At 51.9% G+C, this 20,762-nt stretch carries 12 protein-coding genes and 2 pseudogenes; 12 read left to right on the forward strand and 2 right to left on the reverse strand.

Annotated elements, in window-relative coordinates; all coding sequences use genetic code 11:
* Window positions 1-265: 265 nt before the first annotated feature.
* Window positions 266-2,092: a hypothetical protein gene (locus KNP82_RS00395; protein ID WP_214826607.1), complete on the reverse strand. Its 1,827-nt coding sequence runs from the start codon at window positions 2,090-2,092 to the stop codon at window positions 266-268.
* Window positions 2,093-2,241: 149 nt separating this feature from the next.
* Window positions 2,242-2,360: pseudogene (locus KNP82_RS15715) on the reverse strand (transposase); the annotation flags it as partial.
* 226 nt (window positions 2,361-2,586) lie between these two features.
* Between KNP82_RS15715 and KNP82_RS00400 the strand changes: the two are divergent.
* The 12 genes and pseudogenes from KNP82_RS00400 (at window position 2,587) to KNP82_RS00455 (ending at window position 20,748) form a co-directional block, all read left to right on the forward strand.
* Window positions 2,587-3,087, forward strand: a complete 501-nt coding sequence (locus KNP82_RS00400; RefSeq protein ID WP_214714154.1) for a hypothetical protein — start codon at window positions 2,587-2,589, stop codon at window positions 3,085-3,087.
* A 73-nt stretch (window positions 3,088-3,160) separates the two neighbouring features.
* Complete coding sequence (locus tag KNP82_RS00405; protein ID WP_214826610.1) at window positions 3,161-5,113, forward strand: asparagine synthetase B family protein; 1,953 nt, start codon at window positions 3,161-3,163, stop codon at window positions 5,111-5,113.
* A gap of 263 nt (window positions 5,114-5,376) precedes the next feature.
* Window positions 5,377-7,452, forward strand: coding sequence for a bifunctional metallophosphatase/5'-nucleotidase (locus KNP82_RS00410; RefSeq protein ID WP_214826611.1), 2,076 nt, complete (start codon window positions 5,377-5,379; stop codon window positions 7,450-7,452).
* A 199-nt stretch (window positions 7,453-7,651) separates the two neighbouring features.
* Window positions 7,652-10,336, forward strand: a complete 2,685-nt coding sequence (locus KNP82_RS00415; RefSeq protein ID WP_131471836.1) for a glycosyltransferase — start codon at window positions 7,652-7,654, stop codon at window positions 10,334-10,336.
* A gap of 9 nt (window positions 10,337-10,345) precedes the next feature.
* Window positions 10,346-10,651 carry a hypothetical protein gene (locus KNP82_RS00420; RefSeq protein ID WP_021066429.1) on the forward strand — a complete coding sequence of 102 codons (306 nt, stop codon included), beginning with the start codon at window positions 10,346-10,348 and terminating at the stop codon, window positions 10,649-10,651.
* A gap of 81 nt (window positions 10,652-10,732) precedes the next feature.
* Window positions 10,733-13,804, forward strand: coding sequence for a CgeB family protein (locus KNP82_RS00425; protein WP_214826613.1), 3,072 nt, complete (start codon window positions 10,733-10,735; stop codon window positions 13,802-13,804).
* Window positions 13,801-15,975, forward strand: coding sequence for a glycosyltransferase (locus KNP82_RS00430; RefSeq protein ID WP_214714146.1), 2,175 nt, complete (start codon window positions 13,801-13,803; stop codon window positions 15,973-15,975). The genes KNP82_RS00425 and KNP82_RS00430 overlap by 4 nt, the downstream gene beginning before the upstream one ends.
* A 141-nt stretch (window positions 15,976-16,116) precedes the next feature.
* Entirely contained in the window at window positions 16,117-17,406 is a 1,290-nt protein-coding gene (locus KNP82_RS00435) for a nucleotide sugar dehydrogenase (protein ID WP_021066432.1), read from the forward strand.
* A 16-nt stretch (window positions 17,407-17,422) separates the two neighbouring features.
* Window positions 17,423-18,220, forward strand: coding sequence for an ABC transporter permease (locus tag KNP82_RS00440; protein WP_021066433.1), 798 nt, complete (start codon window positions 17,423-17,425; stop codon window positions 18,218-18,220).
* Between the two features lie 7 nt (window positions 18,221-18,227).
* Window positions 18,228-19,004: pseudogene (gene tagH, locus KNP82_RS00445) on the forward strand (teichoic acids export ABC transporter ATP-binding subunit TagH); the annotation flags it as partial.
* 80 nt (window positions 19,005-19,084) lie between these two features.
* Window positions 19,085-20,191 (forward strand): non-hydrolyzing UDP-N-acetylglucosamine 2-epimerase, encoded by a 1,107-nt coding sequence (wecB, locus tag KNP82_RS00450; RefSeq protein WP_131471841.1) that lies wholly within the window; start codon window positions 19,085-19,087, stop codon window positions 20,189-20,191.
* A gap of 77 nt (window positions 20,192-20,268) precedes the next feature.
* The gene (locus KNP82_RS00455; RefSeq protein WP_021066436.1) at window positions 20,269-20,748 is read left to right on the forward strand and encodes a hypothetical protein; all 480 of its coding nucleotides are present in this window, start codon (window positions 20,269-20,271) and stop codon (window positions 20,746-20,748) included.
* Window positions 20,749-20,762: the final 14 nt, after the last annotated feature.

Consider the following 20,762-nt stretch of genomic DNA (forward strand, 5'->3'; position numbering starts at 1 on the left):
CCTTCATTGACCCTCCCTTAGGGTTAAATAGAGCAAGGCCTTCGGGCTGAGCCATCTTGAAACCGGTAGCGTTTGACGCTATCGGTTTTACTATGTCTAGTTCATCATCGTAATGTGTGGTTGACCTCGGATTTTGAGAACAACTCCGTTAAAGTAAAACCGTCCGATTATACGATGATTGCGGGGCAGTTCTCGAACGCCTGAGTCACGATTATCAGCCAACCGAAATAAGACAAGGTCATCCCGCGCGCGAGATGACCTTGTCTTATTTTTGTTTTGCGTCTTGATAGCCGAATGCTTTGATGGTCAAAGTATCGTTCAATTTTCCGTCGAGTTGCGATAAGATAATTGTCTGTTTTGGGTCCCAGCCGGCGAGGTCGACTGCGTCCGAACTGAGTCGGCCATCTGCCCAGTAGTTTTTATTGACTTGTAACGTGTATCCATACACGCGCTTGAGCCATTGGTTGTCGTTTGAGCGGATCGCTAAATATGAATTGGAACCGCGCAACCCTTTTACGACTTTGACTTCGAATGCAGGCGGTACTTGATTGTAAGAGTCGAGCGTCTTATCGCCAATACGAACGAGCTCTTCCCTATTGAAATGGTTATGCTCGTCGTACGAATAGCGTCCCATCTCAATAACATACGTGAAGCCATTAATTTTCTTGCCATCAATCGAGACAACACGGAACGTTCCGGGACCGTGAGGGTGATTATAGATAAAGTAGCGACCCTGTTTTTCCAGTCGCGCAAACTCGCTGACAGATTGTTCTGGACCTTTGAACGAGATTGTGATGAGGCCGGATTTTCCAATTAGAGCATTCACGATACGCTTATGATAAATCGGATTAGCCCAAGAATTATACTGGATGTTCTTCATCTGAATTTGGATTCGATTCGATGGATTGTTCAATGTAACAAACGGTTCACTGAACTGATTGAATTCAAGCGTGCGATCGACCGCACTGACTACAAACGAGATGTCGGATTTTGTCGTGAAGAACAACTTGTTTGGTCCGGCTGTCTCGTTCAATTTAAATGCTTTCACGTAGTCATTCATATGATTTGATTTATGTTCGATGTTCATTTGTTTAAGTAGCTGAGTGAGTTTAGCGGCAGTCACATTTTGTAATGCTGTAGCAATCGCCCTTTCGTCTGCGCCCATTCGTTTACCTTGTATCACAAGGTTTGGTTTAGTGACACCAAGTAACCCGTTCGGTCCATCGAGGATATGCGTTTTCGTTGGAGCGGATACAGCTCTGACTTTAAAGGTTGATGTGCCGCGCAATACGACGTCTGCATGTTTAACGTTTAAGAAACCAATATCTCCATTGTATGTAATAGGTAAATCATAAGAGAGTTGAGCCTGATGGATGTCCCAACGATTGATTGTTCCTTTCCCCCGAAGCGTAAATCGCGTGTTTGAGTGGAATTGGTGAATCGTACCATTCAACGTGACGTTCCATTGTGACGTCTGTTTGTAGGGCTCGAACCCCCACCCTTCTAGGATCACTTGCCGGAGTGGGGCGGCTGTCGTAATTGTAACGGGTCCTCCGGGCAACTTTAAACTCTGAATTCGTGCAGCGGCATTCCGATCAATGATAATTGGAGTCTTGACCTGCACGAATTGGCCGAGTGCCAATCGTTCGAATCCCACGATTGTGTTGTTTTGTATGATTGGCTTTGCGAGCGTGCTTCGTAGCGCCACAGCGTTCTGTTTGAAGAAAGGGAGCAACGCCGGAGCGATTTTCGCGCTTTTTCCGTTGACACTGGCAATCTCAGTCCCTTTATATGTCATGACCTGATGATAGCTATCATGATTTTTGATTGGGATTTCAAGGGGCAGGATACTCTTGAACGGGACGTATCCTTTCGTCTTGCCGACTTGGACGTTGGCCCATCCGTTTTGTGTCGAGATGAGTGAGACGTTCGTGTTCATTTTGAGAGTTTGGATTGTTTTCGCTTTAGAACTTGCGGACACCTTCAATGGAGTTGACTCGAGCGTCTTATATGGAAACGACGACGCCTCGACGTTTCCCGTAATCAATGTGACGAGAGCGATGACGAAAACCATGAACCATTTTTTATACATAAGAATTCTCCTCCTTTAACAAAACCATTATATAGAAATGAGAGATTCTTTATTTCTAATGTTTATTAAAAATGGAAAATGAATTCTTGTTAACAGTGTAAAAGTTAGTTCATCACAATAAACCGTAGTTGACACTAGTTCGACCGATTTCAAATCTGAAGACTGTAGAAGAAACGTTCTAGGTTCCGGTAGCTATATGCACGCCGTTTGATGAGCTTGATCTTATTGTTTGTCCTTTCATCTTCCTGTTTGATAGTCGTGAAAGGATCGTTCGTCTCCCCGCAATCGGACAGACGACGTGCAGGTCACGCATACGTTTTGATGATGGACGAGACATAGTAGAACCGATATCACAGAACTCTATTGGTTTTACTATGTATGAAGCTTCAATAAATACATATTAATCCCAATTTATTATGGAAATTTAAAACAAGTACGGTATGATTATATTGTTCTATTTTTTTAGTGGATACTTTATAATTTGGAGGGGAATTATGAGTCGAACACAACGAAAACAGAGGCAAAAGTTTCAACTTCTCATCAGGACGTTCGTCCTGGTCTGTCTGGTATTAGTGGGGGTCATTTACGAACAAAACCAGGAAGCCGAGGCGGACGGGATGTTGCATCCGTCCACATCGGGGAGTGAGTTGAGATTCAGCGGCATGGCGTTGCGGCTTGATCCGCAAGGACTATACATACATGCGAACGGGAGTCATAAACCGCTCGGCTTCACCCAAGCCTATATTGAACCGACGCGGGGCTACATCGTTGTCCGGCGCGATCGGGCCGATTCGGTCGTCTCCATTATCGCCGAACCGGATGAGACGCTCACGAAACGGGGCATCACGATCGGGGCGTCCGGGGGTGGGACGGTGACGCATTTGTTTGTCTATCAGAACGGCGTCCAACTTAACATGGCTGATCCCGTGGATTATGCCAAGACGGCTGGCGTCTTCTCCAATATTTGGATGACCATTATCAGTCAGAGTCGATGAGTCGCCGGCACGACCGGTGCTCGTCTTTTTTTGGAATCGAGGAACGAATTTTCTATAGAATGAGGGAAAAACGATGCAAGCTTATCAACGTGGATTTTTAATGACCGCCACACGGCTAAACCGTGAAGAATGGGAAACAATCACTTTGCCGAATGGCGATTTCTTCTATTATGACCCGCTCAGTCCGGTCGACTTGATTCAAGAAGGCGACCGTTGGCTGCTCGCTTTCGGGGACATCCTCGACATCCGAGCGCGACAGCGTGACCGGATAGGGGTGCTCGAACGATTGAACGGGCAAGACGTGGATACCTTCCATGAAACGCTTGACTTCATGGGTGGCCGCTACGTGTTGATTCGGGGTGATGAAACATCGGTTCGCCTCTATCATGATGCCACCGGGATGCGAGGTGTCTACTTCACGACGGAAGCACCGCTCCGAGCGGCGTCGCATCTCGAACTGTTACAAGAAGACGTCCAGTCTGAGGCGCACCCGCTCTGTTCGGACGAGTTGCGACACCATAACCATTATCACTTGCCAGGTCATTTCACGATTTATAAGTCGATTCGAATTCTCGTCCCGAACCATTTCGTGGACGAGACGAACCGGATGACACGCTATTATCCACGGCGTCCGCTCGATGCGTTGCCGGTCGAGGCGGCCATCGAACCACTTCGGACGTGGTTCGACAATCAGCTCCATCAACTACTCGAGTCGGACGAACGCATGATTTTCTCGCTCACGGCCGGGATTGACAGTCGTTTGTCGTTGGCGCTCCTCAAACCGTTCCTCGCGAACATCGAGACGTTCACGTATCAGAACGTGACGGAAGGCCATCACGTCGAGTCGCTCGATATCGATGTCGAAGTTGCGTCGATGATGGCGCGTGATCTCCAGTTTCGTCATCGCGTCATCCCGGTCGATGACCGGGCGTTCGAACGCGCCGAGGAGACGCGGTCGTTCCGGACGATGTTGCGCCAAAGTGTGACGTCACGTCACGGTCATGCCCACGCGTACGAATATATGAAACTGTACAAAGACCGGCCGACGCGTCACTTGCGCTCAAACATCCTTGAAATCGGCCGGGCATTTTATCGGAAGAATCGAACGCTGCCGGCCGAGTTCACGGTCGAAGGGGCGATTCGTTGCTATTCATGGAAGTCGCGGGAAGACGAGCGTGTTGTCTCGCTTTGGACGTCCTACGTGGCCGCGGTCAATTTGACGACTGAGACGCTGCACGGCTACGACCCGTACGACTTGTTGTATTGGGAGTATCGGATGGGCGTCTGGCACCAGCAAGTACTCGCTGAGAGCGATGTCGCGTTCGAGACGTATATCCCGTTCAACGCGCGCGCCATCCTCGAGCTGTTCTTGATGCCAGATTATGGGGATCGGTTATACGCCAAACTGTTCTATGAAGTGATCGGGAACGAGTGGCCGGTGCTCGCGTTCTGGGGTGTGAACAAGCGGGACACGATGCGTGACTATATGCATCCGACGCTCGACCAAGGGTGGATGGCGCTCGATGGGGTCATCACGAGCGGCCGTTTGGACGAGACGACGATCCCGTTGACCGTCCGGCGCTTGACGACGAACGTGTCATACCACCTCGAGGCGAACACGATGCAAAAAGGCGACCATATGGCGTATTCACAAATCCTGACGACGAAACCGGGACAGACGTATCGTTTGAATTTGAACGTGCTCAACCCGTTCGAGAAGCGGTCGTCGCTTGGCTTGGGGCGGATGCGCTATGAGATTTGGGTCGACGCCGTTCTCTATTTATCTGAAGACATCGCCGCCTGGGGCGGACCGAACCAAGTTTGGGTCGAGTTCGATGCCACGGATGACGCGACGGAACTCATGGTCCGGACGGTTGCCCTTCGTGATTGTGGGCCAAACAAGTGGGGCGCGGCCTCGAAGATGCAGCTCGAGGCGCTCCGTCTCCAAGAAATCGAGCACGGGCATTTGAAGGCAGGGGCGTCGAGTCCGTTCACCCAGCTTCATGAACTGATTGAAACCGAATAAGGTCTTTTTGCCTATCGTATTTTAATTTCCATGGAATCCCTCGATGTTGCAATCGGGGGATTTTTTGGAAAAGATACACGGAATTAACGAAAAATTAATTGTATTTACTAGTGGAATTGGATATGTTTAGAGAGGAAAGTGGTCTCTGAAACGATAGGTCTGAAGACGGAATAGGGAGCAAGGCCGATTATCATCCGTCGGACATTGTAAGCGCTATCATTCGTTTTAGTTCTGCTTCACCACATTTGAAAGGGGAAAATCAAATGCTCACACGTAAAACGAACAAGTTGTACGCTTCACTCGCTGTGGCGGCTATCACCGCTTCATCGATCGTTCCGGCAGCGACAGCTGACGCGGCACCAAAAGTTAAGACGGTCAAACTGAAAGCCGACTTCGTCCGCGGAGGCGACCTCGACGCCACGCTCGACAAGACATATCAAGGTGCCAAAATCCATTGGTACAAATCATCGGTGAAGTTGAACAAACTCGGTACATATCAAACGGCGAAAGGGATCGTGGTCGGCAAGGGGATTAAAGTCGAGAAGCGTGTCCGCGTCTTGAACTATCCGGTTGCCATCGAACCGGGAGAAGCACTCTCGTTCAAACAAGGGGAGAACGTGCCGAGCGCACTTCGTCTCGATGTTCGCTTCGCGAACGGTACGGTCGAGCGTCTCGTCCGTGTTCACGACATCGATACATCTAAAATCGGTTCGTTCACGGCGCATGCGAAATTTACGAGCAATGGCCGCACAATCGAAGCTGAACTTCCATATTCGGTCGGTGGGAACACGGTATCATTCATGCACACGAACGACACGCACGCTTCACTCGACTTGGCGCCAAAACGCGCAACAGCTGTGAAACAAGTCCGCGCCGAGAAGCCGAACGCACTCTTGATTGACGCTGGGGACGTATTCTCAGGTTCACTTTACTTCAACAAGTTTGAAGGAATGGCTGACTTGAAACTCATGAACTACATGAAGTACGACTTGATGACACTCGGGAACCACGAGTTCGATCTCGGTGGCGACGAAGACGGCAACGCCGAACTTGCCAAGTTCATTCGCTACGCGAACTTCCCGTTCGTCAGCTCGAACCTCGACTTCTCAGCAGACACAGACTTGAACCCGCTCTTCCGTGACGCGGTGACAGACAAGCCATATAACGGTCGTCTGTATGAAGGTGTCATCAAAGAAGTAGACGGCGTCAAAGTAGGATTCTTCGGTCTCACGACAGAAGAGACGTCTGAAATCGCAAGCCCGGGCAACGCCCAGTTCCAAGACTACATCGCGGAAGCGAAAGCGGCTGTCGCAGCGTTCGAAGCAGCTGGCGTCAACCAAATCGTCGCTGTCACGCACTTAGGTTACGATGACAACCCAACAGTCGATAACGACCAAATCCTCGCGGAAGAAGTCGAAGGCATCGACGTCATCATCGGCGGACACTCGCACTCGCTTCTCGCGAAGCCGGAAGTGAGAAACGCCGATACGGACAACCCGACGTTGATCGTCCAAGCGTACCAGTACAGTCAATACCTCGGCACACTTGACGTCACGTTCGACCAAGACGGAAAAGTTGTTGCCCATGAGGGTGCTTTAATCGATGTGACGAAGCTTGAAGCGGACGCGAAAGCGACACAGCTCCTCGCACCGTTCAAAGAAGAAGTCGATGAGTTGAAAAACCAACCAACAGGTGCTTCAGCAACAGCAGCGCTCACGAACCCACGTACGAGCGATCCAGGCAACACGACTGGCGTGAGCGTTCGTAAGAACGAAACGGCACTCGGAAACTTGATCACAGACGGCATGCTCGCGAAAGCGAAGACATTCAGCCCTGACGTCATCGGTGCGATTCAAAATGGTGGCGGTATCCGTGCAGCCATCAACGAAGGTGAGATCACAATCGGTGAAGTGCTCACGACGCTTCCGTTCGGGAACACGCTCGCGATCGCTGACCTCACAGGGACAGAGATTTATCAAACGTTCGAACGCAGTGTCGGACCGCTTCCGAACGAGAACGGTGGTTTCCTTCACGTCGCTGGTTTGAAAGTGACGTACGATAGCTCGCAACCGTCAGGCTCACGTGTGACGAAAATCGAGTACATGAAAGACGGAGCACCAGTGCTCGTAGCAGAAGATTCAACACGTTATAAAGTCGCGACGAATGCGTTCACAGCGAAAGGCGGCGACGGCTTCGCGGAGCTCGGTGTTGCTTACACTGAAGGCCGCGTCCAAGACCTCGGTCTCTCGGACTGGGAAAACTTGCGCGACCACGTGGCAAGCCTTGTCACGGTTGAACCGAAAGTGGAAGGTCGCATCGTCGACGTAGCAGCTGAATAAGCAGTCCAACTCTCCTGATGATTCAGGGGAGTTTTTTTGTTATAGGGAAGGAAAGTCGGGTATTACAAAAGAGGGGAATGGCAAGTCGTCCGATTGTCATCTGACTGAAATTGCTTGCCTATCTGATATTTGATACTATGACAGAGGGTGTAGGTGTGAAACCTACGATACGACATGATGAAAGAATGAGGCGAATTGAATGGATGTAAGACGATTATTGTCCGACGTTCAAGAGCACGCGAAATGGGTACGTGCAGAACGGGAACGGATTTCACAAAAAGAACCGCTAGATGAAGGCGATGTCATTCTCATCAATGACTTGCCGTCGTTGACGAAAAAAGCACAACTCCCATATTGGGATGACCAAAAGCTTGAGACGTATAACACCGGTCTCAAACAAGAATGGGATGCGGCGACCGCGCGTTTCCCGAACGACTTACCGGAATATCCAGCATCGAACGGGAGTACTTATTATAAGAAGAAACTCATCGATGTGGCGTTCGTCGGACCGGTCGAACGGGCCGACATGTGGAATCACGTCTGTAACGTCCATACGTTCAAGACGGTCACCGAGTTTTTAGAGCTCGTCAATGCAGGTGTGAACATCGAGTTCCTCATGATTAGCCCAATCCTTCCAGGTGATGAGGCGACAAGTTTTGAACACATGGCGACACCGCGCTCACACTCGCGCCAATGGCTCGAAAAATTGATTAAGCAAGCCAACTATCGCGACATCCCGGTCGTGTTCCATACCGAGGCCGACACGAATCATTACGCGCGTTACGCATCACTCGCAGCGAAGTGTGACATCGTCTTTACGGCCAATGAAGAGCGGGTCCAAGATTACACCGAACTGTGCAAACATGACCGTGTCTTCGTCATCAAGCCGTTTGTCAACCAATTGCGTCACAATCCGATCGGCATGACACGCGCCCGTTTGAACGACGTGCTCGTCACGAATGAGTTCCCAATGCGAAAAGCGTTCATGGAAGACGTCGACAAATTGATGGATGGCGTCTTAGAGACGGACCACCGTCTCCACGTGATTAAATCAGACCGTGACAAAAACGAGGAAGTCGGCGAAGCGTACCGTCAATATCTCGTCGCGAGCGAGACGGACATGGACCGTTTGAAAAAGTCCGTCGATTGGGTCCTTCACGTCAACGAAGTGAAGAACAGCCCGACGTATAGCGCACAAGCGATTTACGATGCGCAAGCACGCGGTAACCTCGTCTTGACGAACTATAATATCGCCGTCAACAACGATTTCCCGAACGTGTTCATCGCGACGGGCCGTCTCGACGCCAAACAGATTTTGAACATGTTCAAGACCGAGGACGAGAAGTACCGCCAGCAATTAGCGGGCGTCCGTACGATCATGGCCGGACATACGATGCATGACCGGTTCGAAGAGATGTTGTTCGCGCTCGGACTTGAGACGGAAGCACTCGGGGCCCGTCCGGTTCTCGTCGTCGGCTCAGGTGTCGAGTCGCGTCTTCAAGCTATGGTCGACGACCAGACGTACGCTAACGTCCGTTTCCGGATGGCAGATGCCGTGACGGAGACCGATTTGCAGGAAGCGGCGTTCGTCGCGTTCTTTGACTCGGCTTATACGTATGAAGCCTATTATTTAGAAGACTTGATTAACGCTTTCAAATATACGGACGTATCGTTCGTGACGAAAGCGGCCTACTTCGACGGCGAGACGCTCGTCTCGGGTCCGGAACACGATTTCGTGACGGACGTGACCGATGTCCATCGTTCCGTGTTCGTCGCGGAGCAACTGTCGCTCAAAGAAGTCGCAACACGGACGCTCAAGAGCCGGACGTTGCCGGGTTATGCCGTCGACCGGTTCGAACTCGTCAAAGGCGAGGTCGTCTTCCAACCGAACGCACCGCGCGACTACAAATTGTCTGTCGTCGTGCCGGTCTATAACAATGGTCGTTACTTGTACAACAAGTGCTTCTTCAGCTTGAAGCGGAGCACGATGTTTGACGATATGGAGATTTGGCTCGTGGATGACGGTTCGACCGACAACGAGACGAGCCGTTACGTCGAGCGCTTGGCGCGCGAACATGCGAACGTCTACACGTACTCGTTCGCAGACGGCGGCAGCGGCAGTGCCTCACGCCCTCGTAACAAAGGTGTCGAGCTGGCGACGACTCCATATATCGCTTTCCTTGACCCGGACAACGAGGCGGTCAACGATGGTTATCATGAGCTGTATCAGTTGATGACGCGCGAACCGGGACTCGATCTCGCCGTCGGCAGCATGTTGAAGCTGTCGAACCGCGAAGCGATGATCGAACTTGAAGGGCTCGAGAAAGGCGGCATCCGCATGATTGAAGACCCGCGTGCCTACCTGCTCGAGCACAACTTCAAAGTGCAAAGCATCCAGGCGATGGTCATCCGTCGCGACTTCATCGTCGACAACGGCTTGAAACAAGTCATCGGGGCGGTCGGTCAAGATTCGCTCTTCTTCCAAGAGATGTTCTTATCGGCCGAACGTGTCGCACTCGTCGACTTGACGATTCACGACTATTACGCGGCCGTGGCGGGATCGACCGTCAATACGATCACCCGTCGTTACTTCGAGAAATGTGTGTTGCGCGAAACGGCCCGGGCGAAGGCGTTCGAGCGTGAAGGTGTACTCGATGTCTATCGTGAGACTCGCTTCGAACGGTTCTTTGAGCTATGGTATCTCCAGTTCATCCGCCGGTCGCGGGACGAGGACTTCTTCGGCAACGCCGATTTGTTATATGCCATCTACGAGCAGTTCAAGCCGCTCGAACCGAAGAGCCCCCGCTTTAAACAGTTCATCGATCTGTATGAGAGCGGTCAAAAAAATGAATTGAAACGTCTGTATTTCGACGTATTCCGTTGAGGTGACAACATGAGTGAACAATTGAAACAAGAAAAGAACCTTCTCGAGATGCAGCTCGCTGAACAAATCGAGGAAAATAAACGACTTCAACGTGAATACCGCATCACGAGCCAACAATATCAACGTCTGTTGCATCGGTACGCCGAACTGCTCTATACGGTGGAATGGATTTCAAAAGAAGTCGATAAGGCCGATAAACGCTATCGCCAACTTAATCGTAAATATCAAAGTTTGACCCAGTCGAAAGTCGGAAAAGGATTGCTCGCAGCGCGTGCCGTCCGAAGCCGTGTCGGCAAAATCGTCAAACGGAAATGACCAGCCGGGAGCGACATGTGATGTGTCGCTTCCTTATTAGTGAAATCGAGGGGAATACCCCGCAGTTTGGAGGAAAGACATATGGGTTGGCAAACGAAAGCACGTCGGGCGGCACATCTCGGTGTTCAACGCTCGCGTCGCGTCGGGAAACGCATCATCAACAAGGCGCTCAACCGCGTGACATCTCGTCAAGCGGGACCGATCGTCCCGAATTGGTACACCGCATCGGATGCGGTCCATCTAGAAGGGGCCGACGTCGTCATCTCACGCCCGGAAGCGGTCGTCTTGACGTATCGTCCGGACGAGAAAGAAGACACGATCGACATCAAAAAAGTTTTCTCGAAATCGAATCGGACGATGCACGTCCAGTTCCGCGCGAAGGCGGCCGGTGATGTCACACCTGCCATCAAAGTGTCGCTCTATCAACGGAACAAACATTCACGTGACGTGTTCGTCTACAATCAGACGCCGACCGATATCGCCTTGCTCGCGAACGAGACGAAAGTCCGCTTCACGGTCGAGACGGAAGGAAAAGGCTCGTATAGTGTCATCGAACTGAACGTCAACGGTGTCTCGCTCTGGGACGTCGAAGGAATGGCTTATCACATGCAGGATAGCGATTTCGACTATCGCATCGATTTGACGCCGAAACAGCTCGAATTGATTTCGGCCATCAACCGTGTCGTCGACTTTGAAGATGACAAACTGTTGCTGCACGGTGTTGGTGGCCAATACGTCCACTTCGGTGTCGGCGAATCGGCCCTCCCGCATGTGAACACGAAACGCGCCATCGACTTCCCGCTCGGGGATATGGACGATGACGTCTATCGTTTCTATTTAAAAGGGACGGTGACGGGCACGGCGAACGCCTCGCTGTTCGTCGTCACGTATACGGCCGATGGACAAGATCAAATGATCGAGGTCCCGCTCGGACTGAGTGGCATCATCCGTCTGACACCGAGTCATACGACGGTCCGTTATTTCGTCCGCTTGTCTGGCCACGGTGAACTACATGGTTTGAAACTCGGCATGGTCCGCGAGAAGAGCGTCCGCCGTGAAGAAATTTTATCGCTCAAACCATCGATGTGGACGGTGCCGACACCGGACACGATCAAACTGAAACATAAGCACGACCAGCTCGTCGTCAAGTTGAAAACCGGGGAAGGCAATCGCCGTTACATCTCGTATGCTGAGACGAATAACAGCTTCAAGCTGTTACCGGTCGACTTCTTGTTCGACGTCAAATCGAACAGCCGTTACCGGGTCACGCTCGACGGCGAGATGGGAGAAGGGACAAACGTCGTCCTCTATATCATCACGTACTCGACGGAAGGTCGCTTGAACATGCAGCAAGTCCAACTCGGCTCGGAGAAGATTTTCGAGTTTGAGAAAGAGGCGCGTCGTCTCCGCTTCGCGCTCCGTGTCGACGGCGACGGGGAAGCAGTCATCGACCGGATTCGCGTCACTGAAGAGATCATCAGCGACCGCACGCGTAGCCCGGAATGGCTCGATGTGCGCGAGGCCCGTCTCTTCCGTGCCGTGCCGCGTGAGTTGCACGAATTGAAAGTCGCGGCCATCTTTGATGAGTTCACGACCGCCTCGTACCGCCCAGAATGTGACTTGATCACGTTCACACCGGATAACTGGCCGGCCGTCCTCGCCGATGAACAACCGGACTTCTTGATGGTCGAGTCGGCGTGGAAAGGGAACGCCGGGGCGTGGGAGAAGAAGGTCGTCAAATACGGCACGAACACGTGGGAAGAGCTCGATGGCCTGCTTGAATGGTGCCGTCACAACAACATCCCGACCGTGTTCTGGAACAAAGAAGACCCGATTCACTACGACCGTTTCATCGAGACGGCGAAACGGTTCGACTACGTCTATACGACGGACGAGAACCGGGTCGAGGATTACATCCGCGACTGCGGACACGACCGTGTCGGCGCACTCCCGTTCGCGGCACAACCAAAAGAACACAACCCGATTCGTTTACCGGGGACACGTGAACCGTACGCCTCGTTCGCGGGCTCGTATTACGCGAACCGACACGAGTCACGTCGTCAAGACATGGACCGTTTGTTCGCCGCGGCGGACCGTTACGGCCTCGTCATCTATGACCGCAACTATGAGATGAACCAACGCGGTGAGACGGATCAGCTCCAATTCCCGGAACAGTTCCGTAACTCGATTCGCGGCAGTTTGAAATATAACCAAATCGCGAAAGCGTATAAAGGCTTTAAAGTCATGCTGAACGTCAACTCGGTCAATGACTCACCGACGATGTTCTCGCGTCGTGTGTTCGAAGGCCTCGCCTGTGCGACGCCGGTCGTCAGCACGCGCTCCATCGGTGTCAAACAGATGCTCGGCGATTATGTCTTCCTCGATGAGGGTGACGCCATGCTCGATGAGACGTTCAAGAAGCTGTTGACCGATGACGCGTTCTATGAGGACGTCGCTATGCGCGGGATGCGTCACGTGTTGACGTATCATACTTACACGCAACGTCTCGCCCAAGTCGTCGGGGCAATCGGTATCCCGTATCGTGTCGACCACGTCCGTGTGGCCATGGTCGCCATCGTCCGCTCGAAAGAGGAGATGGAGCGGGTCGTATCGATTTATGAAACGCAAGACTACAAGCATACACACCTCGTCGTGTTTCTCGATAAGTTCGACGGCTATATCGACGTCTATAACGAGTACAACACCGAGACGATTTCGACGTTCATGCTCAGTTATTTGACGCAATATAACGCCTTATCTGAGATTTTGGACGGTTTCGAATGGATGGCGTTCGTGAACCGGGACGACTATTACGGCCCGTCTTACGTGTCCGACTATATTTTGGCGGCGCGTTATGCCGACGCCAACATCTTGACGAAAGGCGACCATTATACGTTTGATGGGACGCTCGAGAAACAAGATGTGGATGCGAGCTATCGCTACGTGTTCGACGCCGTGCCGACGCGATCGCTCGTCAAACCGGCGGCGCTCCGTTTCTACAGCATCCAAGAGGCACTCGACGTGCTGACGAACGATGCGTCGCTCCAAGAGTTGGCCCAGTCCGGCGAGCGGATCTTTAGCATCGACCCGTATCAATACGTCAAAGGCGGAGCCAATCTCTCCGACGAGATGGCCCAGGAGGTAACGTTATGACGAAAGCACCGCTTCGCGTCCTCGTCTATGGGGACGTGAACTTGAACTTGATTGACGGGTCGGCCATCTGGCTGACGTCCGTCGTCCATATGTTGAAACAAGACCCGTCGATTCACGTCGACGTCTTATTGAAACGCTCGATCGTCAAACCGGAAGTGACGGCGTCGATTCGTGAGTTGCCGAACGTCCGCTTCCTCGACGTATTTGGCGAGACGTCACCGAAGAAGGACGAACCGTACTATGAAAAGAAAGTACTCGAGCCGTCTGAAGCGGCCCAACTCATCCATGAGCTCATGATGAGCGGCTCGTACGACTTGGCCTTCATCCGTGGCTTCCAGCTCGCCTACAACTTGTCGGCGTATAAGGACACGATGGCGAAGACGTGGACGTATATCACCGACTTCACCCACGACCATACGCAGGCGTCGGACGAAGAATTGGCCCGCTTGAAGCAAATCGCCTCACGCTCGGCCCGCATGCTCTGCCAGACGTCGGCGATGAAAGATTATTTTGAGACGTTCCTCCCGACGGAGCGACCGTTCCTCATCTTGAACCCGATGATTCCGAACGTGAAAGAGGCAACGCCATCGTTCACGAAACCGAACGACCGCCTCGTCTATACAGGCAAGTTTGCGCCGCTCTGGTATTCGAGCGAGATTTTGACGGCGTTCGCAAAACTGCGCGCCGCACATCCGACGGCCGAGCTTCATGTCGCCGGTGACAAGTTCAATCAAGACCCGAACAACCCGAACTTCCGCAAAGACGTGACACATCGACTCGGTCACGATCCAGGCGTGACATGGCTGAAAGGAATCCCGCGTCGCGACGTCGAGACGTTAATCGAGTCGAGTGCGGTCGGAGTATCTTGGCGCCATCCGGAACTCGACGCCTCGCTCGAACTGTCGACGAAGCTGCTCGAGTATGGTGCGCTCGGAAAGCCGGTGCTGCTCAACCGTAATCCGATGCATGAGCTCATCCTCGGGGCGGACTATCCGTTGTTCGTCAATTCAGAGTCAGAGTTCATCGACAAGGCGCGTCTCGCGCTCACGGACGCCACCATCTACCGTGAGGCCGCCAAGCGTCTGTATGACATGGCCCAGTATTATACGTTCACGAACACGCATGCGCGCCTCCGTGACGAGCTGTGGGCGATGAAGAAGTTGACGATCGTCTTCGCGGGCCACGACTTGAAGTTCTTGAAGCTGTTCATGCAGAAGTTCTCGGAGAACCCGCGCTTCAACGTGCTCGTCGACCAATGGGACGGCCATAAGATTCACAACGTCAATCACAGTAAGGCGTGCCTCGAGCAGGCCGATATCATCTTCTGTGAATGGGGACTCGGCAACGCCGTCTGGTACTCGGAACACAAGTTGCCGCATCAGAAGCTGATCGTGCGGATTCACCGTCAAGAGAAAGAGACACCGTTCCCACGTCAGTACAACTTGCATAACATCGACAAAATCATCCTCGTCTCGCCGTATATGCTCGAAGAGATGTACCGTCTGTTCCGCATTCCGCGCCACAAGATGACGATGATTTATAACGCCGTCGACGGGAAACGTTTGGCTCAGCCGAAAGTGAAACAAGATTTGACGTTCCACCTCGGTATGATCGGCGTCAACCCGAAACTGAAGCGACTCGATTTGGCGCTCGATTTGCTCGAGCAGCTGTTGCAACAAGATCGTCGCTATAAACTCTTCATTAAAGGACATCATCCAAACGAGATTTATTGGATCAATAAACGGGAAGATGAAAGAGCGTATTACGACAAGTTGCTCGCCCGACTTGAAGAGCCGCAGTTCCAGTCGAGCGTCCAGTTCGATGGACACGGCGATGATGTCGCCGAATGGCTACAAAAGATTGGCTTCGTCCTCTCGATGAGCGATCTCGAGAGCTTCCATTTGGCACCGGCCGAAGCGATGACGTCGGGCACGTATCCGCTCATCCGTCACTGGACGGGGAGCGAGACGATTTATCCGGACGCGTTATTATTGGAAGATGTGTCCGACGCCGTCGGCATCATCCGTTCGTACGCCGACGATTCCGATCGTCTGCTCGAAGCGGCAAAACCGCTTCAAACCTATGCATTTGAGCACTTCGCGGTCGAAACACTTGCTAAAAAGCTAGAACAGCTTATACTAGAGGCGTTGTCCGAAACTGAAAAACATTGATTTGTCATTAAAATGTAATTGCCCGGCTGATTTGTTCAAGAGTATAATGAGTATTGTTTTATTGTCGAAACTGAAATAAAATGATGGACATGCTCGCATCGAGAAATCGCAGGGCACACACACACTTGGAGGTTACTACAAATGAAAGTATGTACAGTAGGTCTTGGGTATATTGGTTTGCCGACATCGGCAGTCTTCGCTAAATACGGCGTCGACGTCGTTGGGGTAGACATCTCTCAAAACGTCGTAGATAAATTGAACCGTGGTGAAATCCACATTGAAGAGCCAGGTCTCGGCGAAGTCGTCGCAGACGTCGTCGCGCAAGGTAAATTCCGTGCGTCACTCTCACCGGAGAAAGCGGACGCATTCATCATCGCTGTCCCGACACCAAACAATGATGACGAGCACAAGTCGTGCGACCTCACATACGTCTTGGACGCGACACGTAAAGTCCTTCCATTCGTCGAGAAAGGCAACGTCATCATCGTCGAGTCGACGATCGCACCACGTACGATGGACGATTTCGTCAAGCCACTCGTCGAAGAAGCTGGATTCGTCGTCGGCGAAGACATCTTCCTCGTTCACTGCCCAGAGCGTGTCCTTCCTGGACAAATCTTGCATGAGCTCGTGCACAACAACCGCATCGTCGGCGGCATCACGCCTGCTTGTGCGGAAGCTGGCGCACGCGTCTACGGCACATTCGTCGAAGGCGAAATCGTCAAGACGGACGCGAAGACGGCTGAAATGTCTAAACTCATGGAAAACACGTTCCGTGACGTCAACATCGCCCTCGCGAACGAACTCGCTAAAGTTTGTAACGACCTCGATATCAACGTCCTCGACGTCATCGAAATGGCAAACAAACACCCGCGCGTCAACTTGCATAGCCCAGGTCCTGGCGTCGGTGGTCACTGCCTCGCGGTCGACCCATACTTCATCGTCGCGAAGTCACCTGACCTCGCTCAAATCATCAACTTGTCGCGTGAGACGAACGTCTCCATGCCAGCCTACGTGGCCGACAACGTTGAGAAGCTCGTTGCGGGCATCGAAGACGCGAAAGTTGCTGTCTTCGGCGTGACGTACAAAGGAAACGTCGACGACATGCGTGAAAGTCCAGCTGTCGACATCTGTGAGCTCTTGCTCGACCGTGGCGTGAACATCTCGGTTCATGACGGTCACGTCGAGAAGTCGACATCGAGCCGTTTCGACCTCGTCTCGAAAGAAGAAGCGATCGCAGGCGCGGACCTCGTCCTCGTCCTCGTCGACCACAACGAGTTCAAGACACTCGATTTCGCTGAACTCAGCGGAGCGATGCGTCGTCCGATGATCTTTGATACGCGCAACATCGTGAAGCCAGCTGGCGAAGATGTGGCAGTCGTTAACTACGGCAACTTGTACAAATTTACAAAGGAAACGAATCTCGTACGTTGATTCAAGGTGAATTCACATGTTTAAATCCGCGAAAGCTATTCTTTCAGAACTGCAGTCGAGTAAGTATCTGATCATGCGTCTCGCGACGTATGAGACGAAGAGCAACTATTCAATGCAGTACCTCGGATTTTTATGGGAATTCGTCACGCCATTGCTGCAAATCGCAGTCTATTGGTTTGTATTTGGATTTGGTATTCGAAGCGGCAGGCCGATTGATGGCGTGCCGTTTCTGCCATGGCTCGTTGCAGGGATTGTCGTCTGGTTCTTTATTGCCGCGGCAATCACTTCTACGGCTCGGTCTGTCTATTCGAAGATTGGGTTAGTTTCCAAGATGAGCTTTCCAATCTCAACGATTCCTGCTTACGTCCTGTTATCGTTGTTTTATCGCCATGCCATTTTAGTGGCGGTATCCTACGTGTTAATGTGGGCGTTCGGCTATCCGATGGGGCTCCATTCGCTTTGGTTCATATACTTGGCGATCAGTGCTCTTGCCTTACTTTACTCGCTAGCGTTAATCACGTCCGCACTGACGACCATCGTGCGCGACTTACAAAACTTACTGCAATCGCTCATGCGAATGCTCATGTACTTGACGCCGATTTTTTGGGTTCCGACCGGCCGTCTCGCAGAGGTTCTTCAAATCAACCCGTTGTACTATTTGATTGAAGGGTATCGTTCGATGTTCCTCGGGACCGATTGGCTCGCGAACAACTGGGCGTATGGTCTCTACTATTGGGCGATCGTGCTCGTCCTCTTCTTTGTCGGTTCGATGATCCATATGCGCTTCCGTCGATATTTCATCGATTACATTTGAGGAGGCTATCATGTACCAAGTTAAATTTGAGAACGTGTCAAAACGTTATACGTTATACAACAAGCCGACCGACAAATTGAAGGAGATTTTCCTCAATAAAACGAACGGCAAGCAATTCTACGCACTCCGGAACGTCACGTTTGAAGTGCCGCCGGGCGAAGTCGTCGGCATCATCGGCATCAACGGGTCAGGGAAATCGACGATGTCGAACCTGCTCGCGGATGTCATGCCGCCAACCCATGGTCAAATCGAGCTGAAAGGCAAGACGGCGCTCATCGCGATTTCGTCTGGCCTGAACGGGAACTTGACCGGGATGGAGAATATCGAATTAAAAGGGCTCATGCTCGGGATGACGAAACATGAGATTGCCGAGTTGACGCCAGAAATCATTGATTTCGCCGATATCGGTGACTTCATTTATCAACCCGTCAAGACGTATTCGAGCGGGATGAAATCACGCCTCGGATTTGCGATTTCGATTAACATCGATCCGGACATCCTCGTCATCGATGAGGCGCTCTCGGTCGGGGACCAAACGTTCACTGACAAGTGTCTCGCCAAGATGAACGAGTTCAAGGATCAAGGCAAGACGATTTTCTTCATCAGCCACTCCGTGTCCCAAGTCCGACAGTTCTGTACGCTCGGACTTTGGCTCGAGTTCGGCGAGGTCCGTGAGTACGGACCGGTCGAAGAAGTCGCACGCGAATATAACAAGTTTTTAAAATGGTTCCGTAACTTATCAAAAGATCAGCAAGACGCGTTTAAAGCGGATAAGTTGAAACGCCGGACAACCGTTGTCGAATCTACAGAGCTCGGCGAGACGTATATCTTGCCGTCGCTCACAGAAGAGGAGTTAGCGAATCGATGAAAAAAGTAATGACTGTCTTCGGGACACGCCCAGAAGCGATTAAAATGGCACCACTCGTTCTTGAATTGAAGAAACGTGAAGGGGTCGAACCAATCGTCGTCGTCACGGCGCAGCACCGTCAAATGCTTGACCAAGTGCTCGAGTTGTTCGAAATCAAGCCAGACTACGATTTAGATATCATGAAAGACAAACAAACGTTGTACGACGTGACGTCACGCGTCCTCAAAGGAATGGGAGAAGTCATCGCTGAAACGAAGCCGGACATCGTCCTCGTCCATGGTGACACGACGACGACGTTCGGGGCATCGCTCGCGGCGTTTTACAATCAAGTCGCGGTCGGGCACGTCGAAGCCGGTCTTCGCACGTACAACAAGTACTCGCCATTCCCAGAAGAGATGAACCGTCAGCTCACAGGTGTCATGGCCGACCTTCACTTCGCTCCGACGGAAACGTCGAAAGAGAACTTGCTTCGTGAAAACAAGCCGGAAGACAAGATCTTCGTCACCGGCAACACGGCGATCGACGCACTCAAAACGACGGTCCGCGAGGACTACTCGAACGAGTTGCTCGATTCAATCCGTGAATCGGGACGCCGTCTCGTCTTACTCACGGCCCACCGCCGCGAGAACCTCGGCGAGCCGATGCGCAACATGTTCCGCGCTGTGCGCCGTTTGATTGAGAAGTACGACGATATCGAAGTCGTCTATCCGGTCCACATGAACCCGGTCGTGCGCGAACTCGCCAACGAGATTTTGCACGATATCGACCGTGTCCACTTGATTGAACCGCTCGACGTCTTTGACTTCCATAACTATGCATCGATTTCGCACTTGATCCTCACGGACTCGGGCGGCGTGCAAGAAGAAGCACCGTCACTTGGTGTTCCAGTCCTCGTCCTTCGTGACACGACGGAACGTCCGGAAGGCGTGGCCGCTGGTACGTTGAAACTCGCTGGTGTAGAGGAAGAAGTCATCTTTGGTCTTGCCGATGAGCTTCTCTCGGACGCAACGGCTTACGAGAAGATGTCGAAAGCCTCGAACCCATACGGTGACGGGGAAGCGTCACGTCGCATCGTCGACGCCATTTTGGCAACAGACTTCTAATAATTTAATGTAAAAGAATAAGAGTTGTCTCGTACATGTGTACGGCAACTCTTTTCTTATAAAACGGAGGAAACGATATGGCAGTCAAAAGAATCCGCCCTGCGATTTATCATTATTATCCGCGCGGTTACCAAAAGGATCACTTACGGATGCGCGAAGAAGGGTATAAGACAGAGGTTACTTTCATGCCGGAGAGTGAGTCCGACTCGATTTACGTGCAACTGTTCGATTTGAAATTCGAGATTCCGCCGTCGCAAATGTTTTTGCCGGACGCGCAGATGGACCCTTGCCAAACGATTGGCCTCGATACGCATATTCACGTGCTCAGTGACAAGACCGTGAAGCTCGAGATGTATTTCATGCAGTATACGAAGAAAGAACGCGTCTCGAATAAACGCTTCAAGTTGACGCTCAATCCGGGCGACAACCACATCGAGGAGTCGATTCCTCAAGTCGAAGGGGCAGAGTACTTCAAACTCTCTTACAAATATGTGATTGAGACGACGGAGCCTCAGACGATTCGACTCGATGATCTATACCTCTCGTTTGAGGAGTAATCTTGTAGGAAGGG

Source organism: Exiguobacterium sp. s26 (assembly GCF_018618235.1).
Taxonomy (GTDB): Bacteria; Bacillota; Bacilli; order Exiguobacteriales; family Exiguobacteriaceae; genus Exiguobacterium; species Exiguobacterium chiriqhucha.